At 41.6% G+C, this 18,178-nt stretch carries 10 protein-coding genes; 4 read left to right on the plus strand and 6 right to left on the minus strand.

Annotated features, from left to right (window positions below; all coding sequences use genetic code 11):
* Nucleotides 1-117: 117 nt before the first annotated feature.
* On the plus strand, nt 118-2,229 hold the full coding sequence (locus tag AC5JM2_RS01525) for a tetratricopeptide repeat protein (RefSeq protein ID WP_495833143.1): 2,112 nt from the start codon (nt 118-120) through the stop codon (nt 2,227-2,229).
* A gap of 44 nt (nt 2,230-2,273) precedes the next feature.
* On the opposite strand, the gene AC5JM2_RS01530 is transcribed toward AC5JM2_RS01525, so the two are convergent.
* Both AC5JM2_RS01530 and AC5JM2_RS01535 read right to left on the minus strand, forming a co-directional pair.
* On the minus strand, nt 2,274-4,088 hold the full coding sequence (locus AC5JM2_RS01530; protein WP_495833144.1) for a protein kinase domain-containing protein: 1,815 nt from the start codon (nt 4,086-4,088) through the stop codon (nt 2,274-2,276).
* A gap of 396 nt (nt 4,089-4,484) precedes the next feature.
* Complete coding sequence (locus AC5JM2_RS01535) at nt 4,485-6,041, minus strand: YcjF family protein (protein ID WP_495833145.1); 1,557 nt, start codon at nt 6,039-6,041, stop codon at nt 4,485-4,487.
* 248 nt (nt 6,042-6,289) lie between these two features.
* Between AC5JM2_RS01535 and AC5JM2_RS01540 the strand changes: the two genes are divergently transcribed.
* Both AC5JM2_RS01540 and AC5JM2_RS01545 read left to right on the plus strand, forming a co-directional pair.
* The gene (locus tag AC5JM2_RS01540) at nt 6,290-7,942 is read left to right on the plus strand and encodes a sensor histidine kinase (protein WP_495833146.1); all 1,653 of its coding nucleotides are present in this window, start codon (nt 6,290-6,292) and stop codon (nt 7,940-7,942) included.
* A 127-nt stretch (nt 7,943-8,069) separates the two neighbouring features.
* Nucleotides 8,070-8,594 (plus strand): DUF937 domain-containing protein, encoded by a 525-nt coding sequence (locus tag AC5JM2_RS01545; RefSeq protein ID WP_495833147.1) that lies wholly within the window; start codon nt 8,070-8,072, stop codon nt 8,592-8,594.
* A gap of 160 nt (nt 8,595-8,754) precedes the next feature.
* Here the strand turns inward: AC5JM2_RS01545 and AC5JM2_RS01550 are convergent, their stop codons facing one another.
* From AC5JM2_RS01550 to mnmE, 4 genes are all read right to left on the minus strand, one after another.
* A complete protein-coding gene (locus AC5JM2_RS01550) occupies nt 8,755-10,353 on the minus strand; it encodes an alkaline phosphatase D family protein (protein ID WP_495833148.1) in 1,599 nt (532 codons plus the stop codon).
* Between the two features lie 641 nt (nt 10,354-10,994).
* A complete protein-coding gene (locus AC5JM2_RS01555) occupies nt 10,995-11,765 on the minus strand; it encodes an SDR family NAD(P)-dependent oxidoreductase (RefSeq protein WP_495833149.1) in 771 nt (256 codons plus the stop codon).
* A 257-nt stretch (nt 11,766-12,022) separates the two neighbouring features.
* The gene (locus AC5JM2_RS01560; RefSeq protein WP_495833150.1) at nt 12,023-13,081 is read right to left on the minus strand and encodes a lipase family protein; all 1,059 of its coding nucleotides are present in this window, start codon (nt 13,079-13,081) and stop codon (nt 12,023-12,025) included.
* Nucleotides 13,082-13,289: 208 nt separating this feature from the next.
* Complete coding sequence (gene mnmE / locus AC5JM2_RS01565) at nt 13,290-14,672, minus strand: tRNA uridine-5-carboxymethylaminomethyl(34) synthesis GTPase MnmE (protein ID WP_495833151.1); 1,383 nt, start codon at nt 14,670-14,672, stop codon at nt 13,290-13,292.
* A 931-nt stretch (nt 14,673-15,603) separates the two neighbouring features.
* Between mnmE and AC5JM2_RS01570 the strand changes: the two genes are divergently transcribed.
* Nucleotides 15,604-17,889, plus strand: coding sequence for a pentapeptide repeat-containing protein (locus AC5JM2_RS01570; protein ID WP_495833152.1), 2,286 nt, complete (start codon nt 15,604-15,606; stop codon nt 17,887-17,889).
* The last annotated feature ends 289 nt before the right edge of the window (nt 17,890-18,178 follow it).

The following is an 18,178-nucleotide window of genomic DNA, read 5'->3' on the forward strand; positions in this document are numbered from 1 at the left end:
AATAAGTCATTAGTTACATAGTTATTCTCTTTATCTGGCTTATCCCCTTATCGACCCTTAAGAGAAGCTGTGGCAAGATTGGAATCAGACTGTACTACATGAAACTAGGCTAACCAAATGTTGGGAACCATACTTGTTGGACGATACCAAATTATTAGTCACTTGGGAGGTGGGGGATTTGGTGAAACTTTTGTTGCTTGTGATACTCAATTACCTGGTTCTCCTCAATGTGTCGTCAAAAAACTCAAGCCCCAAGCTAGTGACCCTGATACTTTGCAAACAGCCAGACGCTTATTTGATACAGAAGCGAAAGTTCTGTATAAATTAGGCATTTATGACCGCATTCCTCAACTTCTAGCTTACTTTGAGGAGAAACAAGAATTCTATCTCGTACAGGAATTCATAGAAGGTCATGATCTCAGCCAAGAAATCATACCAGGAAAACCCCTAAATCAAGACCAAGTTATTTGTCTTTTAGAAGAGATTTTAGAGATTTTAGAGTTTGTCCATCAGCAGCAAGTTATTCACCGTGACATCAACCCACGAAATATCATCAGACGCAAGCCGGATAACAAGTTAGTTTTGATTGACTTTGGCGCTGTCAAACAAATCACTACCCAAGTTATTATTCCTAGTGGAAAAACAAAATTTACCGTTGCGATCGGTACTCCAGGGTATATTCCCAGCGAACAAGCACTAGGAAATCCAAAATTCACCAGTGATATCTATGCTTTAGGAATACTTGGCATAGAAGCACTCACTGGATTATCTCCGGAACAACTAGAAAAAGATGCAGAAACTGGTGAGATTGTATGGCAAAAACATACCTCGGTCAGTCAGGATTTTGCCAAAGTTTTAAATAAAATGGTATGTTATGACTTCCGGGAACGTTATTCTTCTGCAAAACTTGCCCTACAAGGTTTGAAGGATTTAAAAAACTCTAAATCTCAGATGATGACATTAAGTGTTGGTATATCAAAACATAATATAAACAAAAATTTACCAAAAATAAATCCACCTAAAAAAAAGGACATAAAAAAGATTTTAGTGGGCATAGGTTTAATTGGTATAGGTGTAGGAGCATCTATATATATTGCTCATGCAATCAATTCTGTGAATGCTACTGAATTGTATAAGCAAGCCAATACCTTATATGAGTTACAGCGTTATCAAGATGCTTTATCAACATATGCAAAAGCGGTTAACATCAGACCAGATTACGCTCAAGGATGGAATGGACAAGGTAAAACTCTGTATGAGTTGAAAAAATTTCAGGAAGCACTTGCAGCTTACGACAAAGCAATTCAAATAGAACCAGATTATTTAGAAGCTTGGAGTGGACGTGGATTTGCATTGAATAAGTTGCAAAGATACCAAGAAGCGATCGCCTCTTTTGAAAAAACATTGCTTTTGCAAAAGAACTATCCGGAAGTCTGGAATGCAAAGGGAGAAGCTTTAGCTAAATTAAATGAGTATGATCAAGCACTAAAATCCTATGATAAAGCCATTGAATTGAAGAAAGAATATTATGAAGCGTGGTACAATAAAGCATTGTTGTTACAAAATTTAAAACGCTACGATGAGGCAATAACAGCTTATGATAAAGTACTTGAATTCAAACAAGACTATGAAAGAGCTTGGTATAACAGAGGCAACGTTTTAGTAAATTTGCAACGCTATCAAGATGCAGTTGCAGCGTATGAGAAAGCAGTCCAATATAAACCCAATTTTTACCAAGCTTGGTTATCTAGAGGTAATATACTTATCAAATTGCAACGTTATCCAGAAGCGCTTGAATCTTTTAAAGAAGTCATTAAATATAATCGTAGAAATTATCAAGCGTGGTATGGTAGCGGGTGGTCACTGCATCAAATGCAACGCTATGACGATGCAGTTTCATCTTATAATAAGGCAATTGAATTACAACGTGCTAATTATCAAGTCTGGTATAGTCGAGGAAATTCACTCTACAATTTAAAGAAATACCAACAGGCACTTTCATCTTATGAGAAAGCAATTAATTACGATTCTAAAAATTACGATATTTGGTATAGTAAGGGCAATACTCTGTATAATCTGAAACGTTATAAAGAAGCCATAGCTTCATACGATCAGGTTATTAAACTAAAGCCAGATTATCAACCAGCAATAAACGCCCGCAATCAAGCACAACAACAGGTACCACAGGTTCTCGTTCCAAGTCCTGAGTCTATCTTTAAAAATCCATAGCCGAAAGTTTTTTAATTCTTTCTTCTTGACTTTTGAGCCAAGACTTATCTTATATTCACCTCTTCCATTTGGTGACTTAGGTCAAAAGATTCTAAATTCCTAGCAGAATTGCTGTTGATCAATGGTGTTTTCATGTTCGTAAAAGCTGGTGTTTTTGATGAAGCTATTTTTTGACTTTTAGCTTGCACAATCTGTTGTTTTTGAGTATATTCAACAAGTTTCACTTGAGCTGTAGCATATACAGGAGTATCTTTCGGAACCTGTTGAAGAAATTGAACAGCAGTTTTGAAATCTCCCTCTGCTGCTTTGTTGTAAGCTTTTTGTAAGAAGTAAGCTGCTCTGACACTCTTTTTGTGGTTATACTCAGCCAACTTTTGTTGAACAATTGCCCCTGCGGAGCTTTCTTCAGGAATTTGACTCAGATAATCTAAAGCGCTGCTGAAATCTTTTAATGATGCTTTTTCATAAGCCTTGGTTAATAAATCCTTAGTTTGTGCTTCAATATTGACTTGTGCTTGTTGAACTAATTTATCTGTTTTTGTTTGCCAATATAAAATATCAGGAAGTTGAGAGGTTGCACGCAATACATCTGACCAACGATTCTCTTGAAAGGCTTTTTCTGCGGCTTCGTATTGTTTAGCAGCATTTTGCCATTGCTTTTGCCATTCTTCAATACTGGCTTGTGCGTCAGGATAGACATTACTATTGGAGGGAATTGATTTGGCTAGAGCAATTGCTCCGTCCAAATCTCCTGCTTGATATTCTTCAGTTGCTTTATATAATGCTTCTTTTTCTGAATAGGTTGGAGTGTTATGTATGATAAAGTAAGTTCCAAATCCCATGAACAAAGAATTAGCAACCAACCCCACTTTCATTCCTGTCAAGAGTGGAGAATAGTTTGAAGATGTTGGATGTTTAGGGTTAGTATTTAACTTACTTTGTGGCTGATTTTTTTCAGAGTCCTCTGAAGAAACGGTAAAATCGACATCTACAATGTACGAGTATTGAGTTTCCAACGGCATTTGCTGAAGCGCCCGTAATGCAACACGAGCAGATTGGAATCGATCTTCGTAGTTGTAACGAATCATTTGGGTGATAATGGCAGCCAAATAATCGCTCACTGGTGTGCTTGGAGAACGCCACAGAATCTCATTAGTTTGGGGATCTACTTTCAGTTGCAGCGGTGTCACCCCAGTCAAAGCCTGAATGGCAATCATTCCTAAAGCATAAATATCGCTATTAGGTTGTGTTAGACCAATAAATTGCTCTGGTGGTATATAACCCAGTGAACTGACGGGAATGCTATCTAAAGGTAATATCTCATCAATGATTTCAAAATCGATTGATTGAATTGAACCAAAATCAATGAGAACTAACTTGTTATCACAAGCACGTCTGATTAAGTTTTCTGGCTTTATATCACAGTGAATAACACCTTGAGAGTGAACAAAGTCTAAAATTGATAGAACATCTTGTAAAAAGTTGATAACTTCACTTTCACTCCAGAAATGACCTAAATTGAGATTGATAGGAAGTTCCGCTGTGAGTGCGTGTCCTTCTACAAACTCTTGCACTAAGTAGAATCGTTCATGTTCTTCAAAGCACGATATCAGTTGAGGAATTTGCTTATGGTGTCCCAATTGTCTGAGTGTTTCGGTTTCTGTAAGAAATCTTAACCTCAGAGTTTGTAAGTAGCTTGGTTGGGAACTGATAACCTTGAGCTGTTTAATAACATATTTGGGATTCTCTGGATTCTCAATGTCTACAGCGACGTATGTTTCGCCAAACACCCCTGCACCCAGGGCTTGGACGACTTGGTAACGTCCTTGTAGTACTTTACCGATCATGTGGTTAGTCATGAGCTAGTTACTTAGTCACTGCTTATATAGGTTTTCTAACATTGCCTCCTATTTCCGGAACCCTGATTCAATTAAATGAAAGGAGCGCTGAATATAGCCCTGAGTGGTTAAATAGGAGTTCGGTTTTTCTAAGTGTAGTTACGTAATATTGTTTTTAAAAGGTTATTTTAAAAACAATAAATATCAGATTAGCTTAAAATATGAAATAGCGCCAGTGCTGTCAAGCACTGGCAATATTACTACTCTGCTGTGTGTGCCAGTTGATGTATCTGGTCTAAGCAGTATTCCTACTGTAAAGATTTATTGTCAATGCCGCAACGGCTTGTGTCCTTGTTCCGGCAGCGTGGCAACAAAGAAAATTTTCTCTTCCCCTTACACCCTTACACCCCTACACCCCTACACCCCTTTATTGTCAAGTTCCTCTTCCTCTACTTCAGAACTTCCTTGTAACGGCTGCACGATTCGTTGTATTGCCTGCTGAATAAAAATCTTAATAAACTCATCGCGGCGATTGAGTTGAAACTGTCGCTGGACAACTTCCGTTATTCCTCCGTCACCCCAATCTTGGTCCTGACGAAAATACTCAATAAAACTCTTCCCAGCAATTCGCGTCAAATAAGCGGCTGTCACGCCTTGAATTGCTCTACCAACAATAAAAGTAGCGACATTAAGCTGCAAGGCGGTAGTAAGTAACTGTAATGCTCCCTTGACTATACCTAAACTAGCAAGAGTTTTTGCCAAAGACAGCGCCAATTCCTTTGCATTCTCCATATTTAATTCACAGCCGTAAACTCTGCCAATTTCCACCACCATTTGAGCATTGACAGCTGCTGTTGCTAGCAAATCAACCACTGGTAGAGGCGTTACCGAAACCACACCAGCACCAATCCACTGAAACCGATCCACAATTTTGTCAGCTTGACGACGACGCTGAGTATCAATGAGTTTCCGCGCTGACTCTCCCAGTCGTACGGATTGTAAGAGGATGTTATCTGCTACTAAGTCTTCACCCTCTGCCCGTAAAATCGCTGCCATTCGCCGGACTAAAGGTAAGATATCAGGCTCAGGTTGGAAAATTCCCGCATTTTCTAGTTCTGCAGATTGGGGATTTGCGGCGATCGCCACTACATCACTCGGTGCAATAAATCCCCGCACTCGTTGACGCAACCTCGCCAAAATCGCTTCTTTGTCCTCGTCTGTATACAAATCGCTTTTATTGAGGACAAGCACAGAGCGTTTACCAATTTGAGCCAATGCTCGTAACGGCTCAAATTCTGACATCCGTATGTCATTATCCACCACAAACAACAGTAAATTTGCGTCTGTCGCCACCTCTCGCGCAAGTTGTTCCCTTTCGGTTCCCGCCACCCCTGCTTCTAAAATACCTGGTGTATCCGTGATTAAAATCCTGCGTTCTAATCCCTTCAACCTCAGACAATAAGTTTCTCCAACCTGAGTCGTTCCCATTGCTGCATCAACCTTGCCAATCACACGTCCCATCACCGCATTCACCAGGGAGGTTTTACCAGCACTCCCAGTTCCAAACACGACAACTTGAATCTCGCCGCGAGCCAAATTAGTCTCAATCTCCCGCGACTTACTCAGTAAAGCTTGGCGTGTCACTTCATCTTGAATTTGCGCAACTTGTTGCTTGACAGCTTCTAAAGTAGAAGACGCAGCCTCAGATTTCGCAGCAGGAACTTGTACACTTGGGCGTTCTCTGCGCTGACGCCGTTGATTCTCACCTCGCCGAATCACCAACACAGAATAGATAAACGCCGCGATTAAGGCTCCTATCAGGACAATCAGCAAAAACAACAGCAGATTACCCAGCAATGGCGCAGAATAGGAAAATTGCCAGTAAAGCCGACTGAAAGAATCAATCAGCCACAGACTCAGTCCGAGAATGACGATGAGACCAACGAGCAGCGTGATAATACGTGACAGAGGCATGGTTGGTAAGAAAAGCGTGGATAAGTAGCCAGATGCTTCTCATGTTAATGGTTTCAGTGTTTTTCGCCACAGTGTTTAGAAAGTTATTTTGTTGAATTCAAAACCGATTTTGTATAAAATTTAGCGTATATAAATTTGATAAAATTCCTTTTTTATTAACGAAAAGCTTTATTTGTAAAACTTAAGCAGCAAGTACCACCATGATTTGGGTAGTTAAATTTTGTATGACTCTGACTGGGATATAACGAGTGTTCCACCAACTTAGTATTCGACAAAAAATTATCTGTGGGTATGTTATTTCCTTTGGGATTGCTGTTGTGGGAACAACGGTGGGGTTGGTGATAGGCGATCGCTACTTCCAACATGCTAGACAACAGATAATAATGGCAGAGCAGGAAGGATCTTTATTGAATAAATTGCAAATATTGTTGTTGGAAATCGACACTAATCAGCAAGAACAAGTATTTTTTTTAGAGCAAAAAGCTGTACAACAGAAACATGATGAGATTGAAGCATCTCTTAAGGAAACTGAAACGTTGTTGAATGAGTTGCGAGAATTTAGCAAAACTAACTCGCAAGGGGATTTGCAAGCTTTGCTCAATAAGTATGACAGCGTACTGACAGAGTATATTCGGCAACTGCGAGTCCTGCTACAGCAAATTTCCTCCCTTAGCCCCAATTCACAGAAAGTTTTAAAAGCAAGGGAACTTATCTGGCAATTTAATCAAATTAAAGCAACACTGAAGTTTTATCAATTTACCCACGAGTTAAACAACTTTGCCATATTAGTTCGCCAGCGTCAGGACAAAGCTGATGTCGTTTCAAGTGATACATATATACTAAAAGGGCTAATTATTATCTGTAGTATGTTGCTGTCAACAGTACTGGCGACTATTTTTGCCTTATATACAAGTCGTGCGATCGCTCGTCCCCTGAAAGCTGCAACACACATTGCTCAACGCGTTACCCAAGAAGCCAATTTTGATCTACAAGCGCCTGTGACAACAAAAGATGAAGTGGGCGAGTTAGCCACCTCAGTAAACCAACTTATCCAACAAGTCAAGCAACTTTTAGAAGAACAAAAATCTGAAACTCAAGCGCGACTAATTCATAGCGAAAAAATGAGCAGTTTGGGCAAAATGTTGGCTGGTGTCGCTCATGAAATCGTCAATCCCGTGAATTTTATCTCTGGTAATCTTGTACACGCGAAAAACTACATTGATGATCTTTTAGCGCTACTGCAAACATACGAAGTTGAAGTTCCTAACTCCCCCACCGCCGTAGAAGTATTAGCAGAGGACATAGATTTAGAATTTCTCAAAGCTGACTTGCCAAAACTCCTAAATTCAGTAGAATTTGGGGCTGAACGCATCCGCGAAATTTCCCGAAGTTTGAAAGATTTTTGCCGTCTGGATGAAAGAGAAGTCCAGTTAGTAGATATACACGTATGTATCAACAGTACGCTGTTAATTCTACAAAACCGCTTAAAAACCGGGATCAACGTTATTTGCCACTATGGTGATGTTCCACCGATTCCAGGCTATACAGGACTACTGTATCAAGTGTTCATGAATCTTTTGAGTAATGCGATTGATGCTGTAGAGGAAAAGTCTGCTCTCAATCGGAGGTTTTGTCGTGCAATTACCATAAGTACCGAACGTTGCGACAACAATTGGGTGAAGATAACAATTGCAGACAATGGTTCAGGTATTGCACCCCAAAACCAGGATAAAATATTTGAAATGTTTTTTACGACTAAACCGCGAGGTCTTGGCACTGGATTGGGTTTATCAATTAGCTATCAGATTATTGTTGAAAAGCATCTGGGCAAAATGACTTTTAAGTCTGAGTTGAATAAAGGTACAGAGTTCAGCATTTTTCTACCTATTGATAGAAGTTAACACCGCTGTTGGGCTTACAAGCTTGAGAGAGAAAAAGCTTATTTTTTACTAAATACTTCGGAATAAGTCGTCGCTGGTGTGTCAGAATTTGGTTTTGTTAGGATGAGTACACAGGGAGAAAAATTTTATGGGACTTTTTGACCAAATTATCGGTGCAATTGGCAATTCTAGCCAGCAAGGCAATATGGGTCAGATTGGGAATATCCTCAACACCGTGCAGCAATTAAGCAATAATGCTGGTACAGATCCCTCTACAATGCAATCCGTTTTGGGTATTGTTGGTGGTCAGGTGCGTTCAGCGTTACAACAGAAACGAGATACAGAAGGTCCAGAAGCCGCCCAAGAGGTCGTGAATGAGTTTGGCGATACTTCCCCTAATCCTCAAGCTGTAGACTCTCTTTTTGCACCTTTTTTGCAACAGCAGTTGGCTAATACTGTTGCCCAGCGCACAGGGTTAGATTCAGGGTTAGTTCAACAATTACTACCAACTTTGGTTCCTTTGGTTCTGAATGTATTAAGAACTGGTGCAAGTTCTCAAAATCCTCAAGCAGGAGGAAATCCTGTGCTGAATTCTTTTCTCGATGCAGACGGCGATGGCGATGTTGATATTTCTGATATCATGCAAATGGCTAGCCGGTATCTGAATAGGTAATAGAGAAATGTGAATTTCTCATTGCTAAGAAGTAAGGTGGGCATTACTTATGCCCAACGCCAGATGCCTACGGAGGAGCCAGTACTGCGGGAGGGTTTCCCTCCGCAGGTATCTGGCGTTGGAAACCCTCCTGCAGCACTGGCTCCCCTACACTAATATTTCAGTCTTTTTCTGGTGGTAAATCTACACTATAAAGAGTTTTACCCTCCAAGTTCACCAATGCAACCGTCATCACCTCTGTATAACCATCAATTTTGACGGTACCAAAGAATTGGAAACCTTCACTCGGGGGTCGATTTGGTTTCAAATCTTCAGGTATACCTAGGAACTTCACCTGTGGACCAAAGGTATTGTCGAGTTTGTTTGGTCCAAATGTGCCAGAGTTGATAGGACCTGCAACAAACTCCCAGAAGGGTTTGAAGTCTTGAAACTGTGCTTTGTTGGGGTCGTAATAGTGTGCGGCGGCGTAATGTACGTCAGCAGTTAACCAGACAACATTCTTGATATTGCTTTGTTTGATGAACCGTAGTAAATCTGCAAGTTCTAGTTCCCGTCCTAAGGCTGGACCATCTCCGTTAGCAAAGTTTTCAAAGTTGGTGGAACCATCTGGAACGACTAACCCAATAGGCATATCACTTGCAATGACTTTCCATGTTGCTGTTGATTTGCGCAATTGGTTTTTCAACCAACGCACCTGTGCATTGCCTATAAATGGCGTTTCTGCACTTTGTTCTGTCTGACGATTAGTTGTGTTTGGTCCCCGGTAACTGCGTTCATCTAGCATGAAAATTTCTAAGTTAGGACCATGCTTAAAAGAACGGTAAATTCTGGTTGGATCATCAGCATTAATCTGAATTGGTACGTATTCTAAAAATGCTTGATTTGCCCGTTGTGATAGTAAAGATACGTCCTTGATTGTGTAGCGGTCATCATCTACAATCGTTTGTCCAGGATACCAGTTATTACGAGTCTCGTGGTCGTCCCATTGCGCTAGTATGGGTACTTCAGCATTAAAGCGACGGACGTTTTCATCCAATAAGTTATATATATAGTTACCACGAAATTCTGCTAGGGTTTCAGCAACTTTTGATTTTTCTGGTGTGGTGATATTTTTCCAGATACTACCGTCATCTAGCTTGACTTCCGCTTGAATCGGACCATCGGCATAAATATTATCACCAGAATGAATGAAAAAGTCTGGCTTGACATTCCGGATAGTTTCGTAAATCTTCATTCCACCAAAATCCGGATTAATACCCCATCCTTGACCAGCAGTATCCCCTGACCAAGCAAAGAATACATTTTGCCGATATGCAGCAGGAGTTCGGAAAGTACCCTGGACAGGGGCGCTGGAAATTTTTGTATCAGATAAATCCCGGAAAGTCACCCGGTAGAATATTTGCTGATCTGATGGTAAATCTTTGAGATAAACCCGTGCTGTATAATCGCTGGCATCTATTGCTGTCGGTCCAACAACACGCTGTGCGTCACGGAAAGATTCATCAGTTGCATATTCTACAATCATCCGGGCTGGGCGATCGCTCCGACTCCAAACAACAGCTCTATTACCATTGATGTCACCACTAGCCACTCCATAGGGTATGGAGGGACGTGCTTTATCAGGTGTGATGATAGCAGGTGCTTGAGCAAAACCTGTTGATTTTGATAAAAGATTTGTCGCAATAATTCCACCACTGGTGATGGCTGAAGTTAGCAAGAACTGACGACGGTTTATCTTGAGTGGAAAGTTAGATTTCATAAAATTAAGGATCGGTTAGAAGTGTTATGTGGAAGGGAACAGGAAACAGGGAACAGGGAACAGTTATCAAAATAAGCAGCTTTTTTGAGCTAATCACTGATAACTGATAACTGTTGAATACGCTTTGCTCCCAGGGTTAAAATTTTTCTGGAGCGCGGACTTCAAAAGATTATTGAAACCTAAATCATACAAATTCAGTATCGTTCTTTATAAATTTTTCTTGATTTTACTAATAATTTAAACTAGATTAAGGGTACGTTAACTTATCATTAATTCATTCTATTCATCTCGAATATAATTGCTTTATACTCACAATAATTCGATTGACAACACTTCGTCAATGCCGAAATTATTAAGTATTTCCTAGCTTCTCTGGCTTTGGAAATCCTAGAAATTATGAAGTGTGTACTCAAAAAGCTTTGAGAAAGCTTTTGCCTATTTTAGGCAATGCTCTAAACAGTTTGAAATTTTTTATGAATAACCGTTTCTTAACCTTTATTGCCTAGATATTTAACCTTATATTTTGATAGAATCAAATATCTATGAGCAAGCTTAAATATTCGTGAGAAACAAGATCCCTAACAACTTCTGCGAAGTCGGGGTTCTGTCGCTTTCAGACAACTGTTTTATTTTCACTTTTTTCACCAAGGTAAGCGGCTACCATCCCAGGAAAAAAACTGCCCGCTATCGCCATCCTGAAGCTGTTCGATGACAGCGAATAATTGATTAACTGTGCGTTCCACTGAAAACAATTTTTCAGGAGGTACATTTGCCTGAAATGGACGAGAAAGGCGTGTATCAGTTGTCCCAGGATGTAACATGACTATCACAGTCTTGGGACTCGTTCTTTTATACTCAATAGCTGCTGTTCGCATTAACATATTGAGTGCAGCTTTGGAGGCTCGATATCCATACCATCCTCCAAGTTGATTATCACCAATACTACCTACCTTGGCAGAAATACTGGCAAAAACACTGCGCTCATGATGACGGAATAAAGATAATAAGTGTTTGGCAAGCAGAATAGCCCCAATACTGTTGACTTGGAAGTAGTGCATCAAATATTCTGAATTGATACGTTTTAAACTTTTTTCTGGTTGCAAAGCACCCTCATGCAGCAATCCCACACAGTTAACAACTAAATGCAACTTGTTAACGACTGCACTTATCTTTTGAACAACATCAATAATCTGCGATTCATCAGTAATATCCATCGACAGACAAGTTAATTTGTCTGGATGTTCGCCTTCAAGAGCTAATAAATCAGCAGCAGACTCTGGCTGACGGTAAGTCGCATAGATTTTGGCAAACCTGTCATCTTGCAGTAGTTTTTGCACAAAACCCAAACCAATTCCTTGGCTTGCTCCTATGATGAATGCGTTAGCGTTGTTAAGTTCTTCGACAAAAGACATTTGTTTGCTTTAATTAAGAAAATATCAATCTTTTTAATATTAGGAATCATGAAGGTTGGGTTACTTCATCACAACAGGACAGCCCCGAATACGGTTCGGATAAGATCCCCCCGCCTGCGGCGACCCCCTTAAAAAGGGGGTAAATGGGTGAAATAGCCCCCCTTTTTAAGGGGGGTTGGGGGGATCTCCCTTGACATGAACAAGCTAACCGAACCATATTGAGACAGCCCCAACCCATAACTTGAGTTATTACGTGACTAACTAGAGACAGATTTCTTATTCATTTCCCACTCCTCTCTATGTTTTTTCAAATTGACAATATATTGCTTCATCATATGATCGCCAAAGAGATCAACGCGATCAAATAGACCTCCAGTTGTCAAAGAACCTGGGGCTATTTTTAACAAACTATCTAAATGTCCAGCTATCCTATCAAGCCATTTATCGGCAATACCTAAACCCTCGTCATGAAGAACACCATCTTTATCAAAATACTTCAAATGTCCAACGTGATAGTAGTCAATTATTGTGGAGGCATTAACTATACTCAACTTCTGAGTTCGGGGCAGATATTTAACTAAATTCGGGACTTTGACAGAAAGATCCGATTGACTCAGAGGAAGAAAAGGCACAATATCATTATTATTAGCAAAACGAAATGTCTGGTTTACAAACTTCTTGTTAAAAGCTTCAACAAAGTCTTCACTACCAACTTTAGGTTGTCCATAGTTATATAACCCGTTCGGGACAATGTTGAGTTCAAACAGACAATGAGCAGTAGCCATGACTGCTAAACCAGCTCCTAAACTATGCCCTGTAAACCACAGAGTTTTGTCTCCTTTATTTTTAATGTAAGGCTCTATTTTATCCCAAATTGACATCAGAGCGTAATATATTCCAAAATGTACGCCGTAACCTCCAGGTCCTTTAGTACGCTGTATGATTTGGGAATCTGTTAGCCAATCTATCCTTTCTTGAGAACCCCGAAAACCAATAATCACTACCTCTTGATTTTCTAGTACGATCGCTTGGGTATCTGTTAAACTCCAAGTATCACTGTCAAACCAATTTAGCTTTGTTTTATCTAGAGCCAGATCTGCAACATTAAATTTTGAAATCCAACGTGGTACATCTTTTTGAAGGTTTGGATTTAGTTGTGTCCCATTTTTATAAGCTAAGGAAGAAATCAGTCCCAAAGTGTAGGCATTATTTGGATGATAGCCAACTGCTTGTGGCTGAAAGTAAAAAGGATCATCCTGCAATGTCTCCATCACATTTTGCTGATTGGTGATAAGTTGTTTCAATTTATTAAACATGACAAATCCTTGAATGAGTTGCGTTTAACTTAGTATTCCCCTATACCTGCAACTCATAGGATTTGAGTTATAGACGTTGCCAGGTAGATTAGGACATGAACAAATGAGAAAATACGGACATCACGAGATTTTCAACCCTGTTCCCTGTTCCCTGTTCCCTGTTCCCTACCTCTACGAGTCAATCACCAAATAAAACCCGATTCCTATATTACTTACCAATACAAAACTTACTAAAAATCCGGTCGAGAACAGATTCTGTCACTTCTTCGCCTGTAATTTCCCCTAAAGCATGAATCGCATCTCGCAAGTCGATTGTCCAGAAATCAAGAGGTAACTGCTGGGCAATTGTCGCCTGGACTTGTTCTAGGGATGTTTTTGCTTTTATCAATGCGGCTGCTTGTCTTTGGTTAATTGCTAAATCTAAGTCTGCGGCTTGGACTTTGCCTGATTTGACTTGTTCTAAGATTGCAGTTTCTAAAGCGTCAATACCTTGGTTTTGAGCAGCGGCTGTTTTGACAACATGGTTGATACTTGTTGGATATTGCACCTTTTCTGGAGATGCTAAGTCAACTTTATTAATCACCAAAATTAAGGGACGATGTTGCACTTGAGAGTAGATTTCTTGGTCTAGTGCTGTCCAACCTGCTGTGGCGTCAATGGTCAAAAGCACTAAGTCGGCTGCACTAGCTGCACGGCGCGATCGCTCAACCCCTATCTTTTCTACTTGGTCTTGTGTTTCCCGAATTCCCGCAGTATCCAATACCTGCACGGGAATTGGGCCGACAACTAACTGCGATTCCACCACATCGCGGGTTGTCCCAGGCAAATCGGTGACAATGGCTCTATCGCTTCTACTCCAAGCATTCAACAAACTCGATTTTCCGACATTCGGACGCCCGACGATCGCCACTTTTAACCCTGTCCGCAGCAATTCTCCTTTATCCGCAGTTGCAAGAATCTGGGAAATTTCTGCTGAGATTCTCTCAATTTCTGATATGATCACTTTATCATCCAGCGGAGCTAAGTCTTCCTCAAAATCTATCCTCGCTTCAATTTCTGCCAAGATATCTAAGGCGATCGCCCGTAGCTGACGAATCGGAGAAGCTAATTTCCCTTGCAAACCAGCGAGTGCTGTTTGTGCAGCTTGAGGCGATCGCGCTCCTACCAAATCCGCAATACTTTCTGCTTGAGTTAAATCTAGTCGTCCATTCAAAAACGCCCGCAAAGTAAATTCTCCTGGTTGTGCCAGTCTTGCACCATGTTCCAAACACAGTTGCAAAACTTCTTGCACCACCATAATTCCTCCGTGACACTGGAACTCCACCACATCTTCACGCGTGTAAGAACGGGGTGCTTTCATAATCAGCAAAAGTGCTTCATCCACCAATTGCTGCGTTTGGGGATGGCGGATGTAACCGTAAAGAATGCGGTGACTTTCCCAAACTTGATGCCCTGGTGCACAGAAAAGAGTTTGGGCGATGTGGATTGCTTGTGAACCAGAAACGCGGACAATCCCAACACTACCCTGCTGGGGAACAACAGCAGTGGCGATCGCAGCAATGGTTCCAGTAGTAGCAAAAATTTCTGACATTTGCGCCCTTTTTACCAAGACATTCAATTCTTTCTCGATTGTAGAGACTCTCAGGACTTACGCACTCAAAACCCGAAACCTCGATCCCCCCTTGTCCTCCTTTTTAAGAGTGGAATCTTAAAAGCCCCCTTTTTAAGGGGGTTGGGGGATCTCTTCTGCGTAAGTTCTATCTTTTTTACCCCCTTTTTAAGGGGGGGATCTTAAAAGCCCCCTTTTTAAGGGGGTTGGGGGATCTCTTCTGCGAAGCACGGCTGTCTGAACCCCACCCCGGTTTTGTCTTGCGCCAAAACCTCCCCTCCCCTTGCTAAGGGGAGGGGATTGAGGGGTGGGGTTCAGACATCGCGAAACTCATAACTAATTAACCGAATCTGATATAAATCCCCCCAAGATCCCCCCAACCCCCTTAAAAAGGGGGCTAATAACCCTCTTTTACCCCCTTTTTAAGGGGGTCGCCGCAGGCGGGGGGATCTTAACCGAACTGTATTGCTAAGTGGCTTTGGAGGGAAATCCTACCAAGAGCGCTGGCTCGTCAATCATAACTAATTAACCGAATCTGATATAAATCCTCCCAACCCACGCCAGTCGATCATGGAGGAAACCGCCAAGATCCCCCCAACCCCCCTTAAAAAGGGGGGCTAATAACCCTCTTTTACCCCCTTTTTAAGGGGGTCGCCGCAGGCGGGGGGATCTTATATTGGAAAGTGGCACCAGAGGGAAACTGCCAAGATCCCCCCAACCCACGCCAGTCGATCATGGGGGAAACTGCCAAGATCCCCCCAACCCCCCTTAAAAAGGGGGGCTTTTAACCGTTCGTACTTCATCCCCTCTTTATCCAACACCAGAAAAAGATTGTATAATTACCTAAAACACCCGGAAAATAAAGTGCGGGATTTGTATGACATCATAACAGCACTTTATCAATGCGTGATTTATGCCACCACAAGATTACTCAGGGCAAAATCTTAGAGGGCGATCGTTTAAAAATCAAAACCTTGAAGGGGCGAACTTTAGCGGTGCAGATATCCGAAGCGCTGATTTTAGCGGTGCTAACCTCACAGGTGCTAACTTTAGTCATGCCAAAGCGGGACTGCAAAAGCGTTGGGCTATTTTTCTGGTTGTTATTTCGTGGTTGCTGTCGGGAATATCAGGAGTTTTCTCTAGTCTTGCTGGCGTTTTTGTGGTGAGCATACTATCTTACTCAAGTGAAGACCATTTAGAGCAAATAAGTTATCAAATCGCGAACTTGGGTGTTATTATTCTTATTGTTATATTCTTTTTCGTCACAATTCGCCAAGGAATACAAGCGGGCTTCGCCGCCTTAGCTGTAGCCGGAGCCGGAGCCTTAGCCGGAGCCGGAGCCTTAGCCGTAGCCTTCGCCGGAACCTTCGCCTTAGTCGGAGCCATAGCCGTAGCCTTAGCCGGAGCCGGAGCCTTAGCCGTAGCCGTAGCCGTAGCCGTAGCCGTAGCCGTAGCCGGAGTCGTAGCCGTAGCCGGAGTCGTAGCCGGAACCGTAGCCTTCTCCGGAGCCTTCGCCTTCACCTTAGCCGGAGCCGGAGCCGTAGCCTTAGCCGGAGCCGTAACCTTAGCCGTAGCTGTAGCGGTAACGTTACTTAACATCTATATCGGTTGGCGAGCAATCAAGGGAGATGAAAAGCAGGCTTTGATTCGGAACATCGCTGTTGCTTTTGCCGCTTTTTGCGGTACAAGTTTTCGCAAAGCCGACTTAACTGATACTAATTTTACAGGAGCTACGCTCAAAAGTACAGATTTTAGAAAAGCTATTTTGACTCGTACGTGTTTCCGCAGAACTAAAAAACTTGAGTTTGTTCGTCCTGGGACAACTTACCTTCAGAAAGTACATGTGCGTGAGGTACTTGTTACTGCATTGGGAAAAGATAAAATTTTTGATCGTGCAGACCTGCGAGGGGTCAACTTTACAGGGGCTAACTTAGTAGATGCTAGCTTTATTGGCACAAACTTAAGCAAAGCTAATTTGCAAGATGCGGATTTATCCAGAGCAAAGTTAATACAAGCACAGTTAGACGGAACTGATTTTACAGGCGCGACTCTTACTGGTGCATACATCAAAGATTGGGGCATTACCAGCGACACAAAATTTGACGGAGTGCGGTGCGAATACGTTTATATGCGCCAACCCACAAAAGAAGATCCTGATCCTTTTCGTAAACCGGATAACAGAGAAGAGATTTTTGGGGATGGGGAATTTGGTGATTTTATCAAACCTATTGTTGACACCCTCGACCTCTATCATAACCAAGGTGTTGACCCGCGTGCGATTGCGATTTCATTCAAGGAGTTAGCAGAGAATCATCCTGATGCTGAATTAGAAATTGTGGCAACGGAAAAGCGGGGTGAAGATAAATTTTTACTTCGTGCTAAAACTGCAGAGAATGTTGATAAGTCTCAACTCAGTGCTGAATATTTTGAAACTTATAATCAATTAAAAGCATTAGCAGAGCAAGAAATACAAAAATTGATAGCAGAAAAAGATGACAGAATTCATAGTTTAGAAATTATGGTAGGAACGGCACTACAACGCCCCAGTTTTTATACTCAAACTTATCATAACCAAGGAAACACTGCGTTTAATGACTACTCGTCAGCTGATTCTACTCCAAAAACTAACACCCCTGTTAAAACAATCCTGATTCTGGCATCTAACCCAAAAAACACATCGTCTTTACGGTTAAACGAAGAGATTCGAGAAATTGACGCGGGATTACAAAGAGCTAAAAAACGTGAACAGTTTAATCTACAACAACGGTGGGCTGTACGTACTCAAGATGTTTACCAAGCACTACTTGATTTTAAACCGCAACTCGTTCACTTTAGCGGTCACGGTTCAGGAGATGATGGTTTAGTACTAGAAGATGAAACTGGAAACGTGCGGTTAGTAGATACCGTTGCACTAACTGAACTGTTCAAGTTGTTTGCCAGTGACATTGAGTGTGTTGTCCTCAACGCTTGTTACTCGGAAGTTCAAGCGAGTGCGATCGCCACTCACATCCCGTATGTTATTGCTATGAACAAAGCGATTGGCGATAAAGCTGCAATTAAATTTGCAACAGGCTTTTACAATGCGCTATGTGCAGGGGAATCTGTTGAGTTTGCTTATAAGTTGGGATGTAATGTTATTCAATTGGATGGGATTGCTGAACATTTAACTCCTGTCTTGAAAAAGCGTGCAAGGGTGTAATATCATTCGGACTTACGCGGAAGAGATCCCCCAACCCCCTTAAAAAGGGGGCTTTTAAGATTCACGCCTTTTTAAGGACGGCGATCGCTCAAAACCTCACCCTCGCTTTTAGCTGCGCTAAAATCTTTCCCTCTCCTTAGCAAGGAGAGGGATGCCCGATAGGGCAGGGTGAGGTTTTGCGCGAATGAGTGGGTAATTCAAGAACTTGTGTGTACACCGTAGCCTTTTAAGGAGGGCGATCGCTCAAAACCTCACCCTCGCTTTTAGCTGCGCTAGAATCTTTCCCTCT

The sequence above is a fragment of the Brasilonema angustatum genome (assembly GCF_059505445.1).

Excerpts from the sequence above, each read along its gene's own strand:
- AC5JM2_RS01525 (WP_495833143.1), top strand. The coding sequence starts at position 118 with ATGTTGGGAACCATACTTGTTGGACGATACCAAATTATTAGTCACTTG.
- AC5JM2_RS01530 (WP_495833144.1), bottom strand. The coding sequence starts at position 4,088 with ATGACTAACCACATGATCGGTAAAGTACTACAAGGACGTTACCAAGTC.
- AC5JM2_RS01535 (WP_495833145.1), bottom strand. The coding sequence starts at position 6,041 with ATGCCTCTGTCACGTATTATCACGCTGCTCGTTGGTCTCATCGTCATT.
- AC5JM2_RS01545 (WP_495833147.1), top strand. The coding sequence starts at position 8,070 with ATGGGACTTTTTGACCAAATTATCGGTGCAATTGGCAATTCTAGCCAG.
- AC5JM2_RS01550 (WP_495833148.1), bottom strand. The coding sequence starts at position 10,353 with ATGAAATCTAACTTTCCACTCAAGATAAACCGTCGTCAGTTCTTGCTA.
- AC5JM2_RS01555 (WP_495833149.1), bottom strand. The coding sequence starts at position 11,765 with ATGTCTTTTGTCGAAGAACTTAACAACGCTAACGCATTCATCATAGGA.
- AC5JM2_RS01560 (WP_495833150.1), bottom strand. The coding sequence starts at position 13,081 with ATGTTTAATAAATTGAAACAACTTATCACCAATCAGCAAAATGTGATG.
- mnmE (WP_495833151.1), bottom strand. The coding sequence starts at position 14,672 with ATGTCAGAAATTTTTGCTACTACTGGAACCATTGCTGCGATCGCCACT.
- AC5JM2_RS01570 (WP_495833152.1), top strand. The coding sequence starts at position 15,604 with ATGCCACCACAAGATTACTCAGGGCAAAATCTTAGAGGGCGATCGTTT.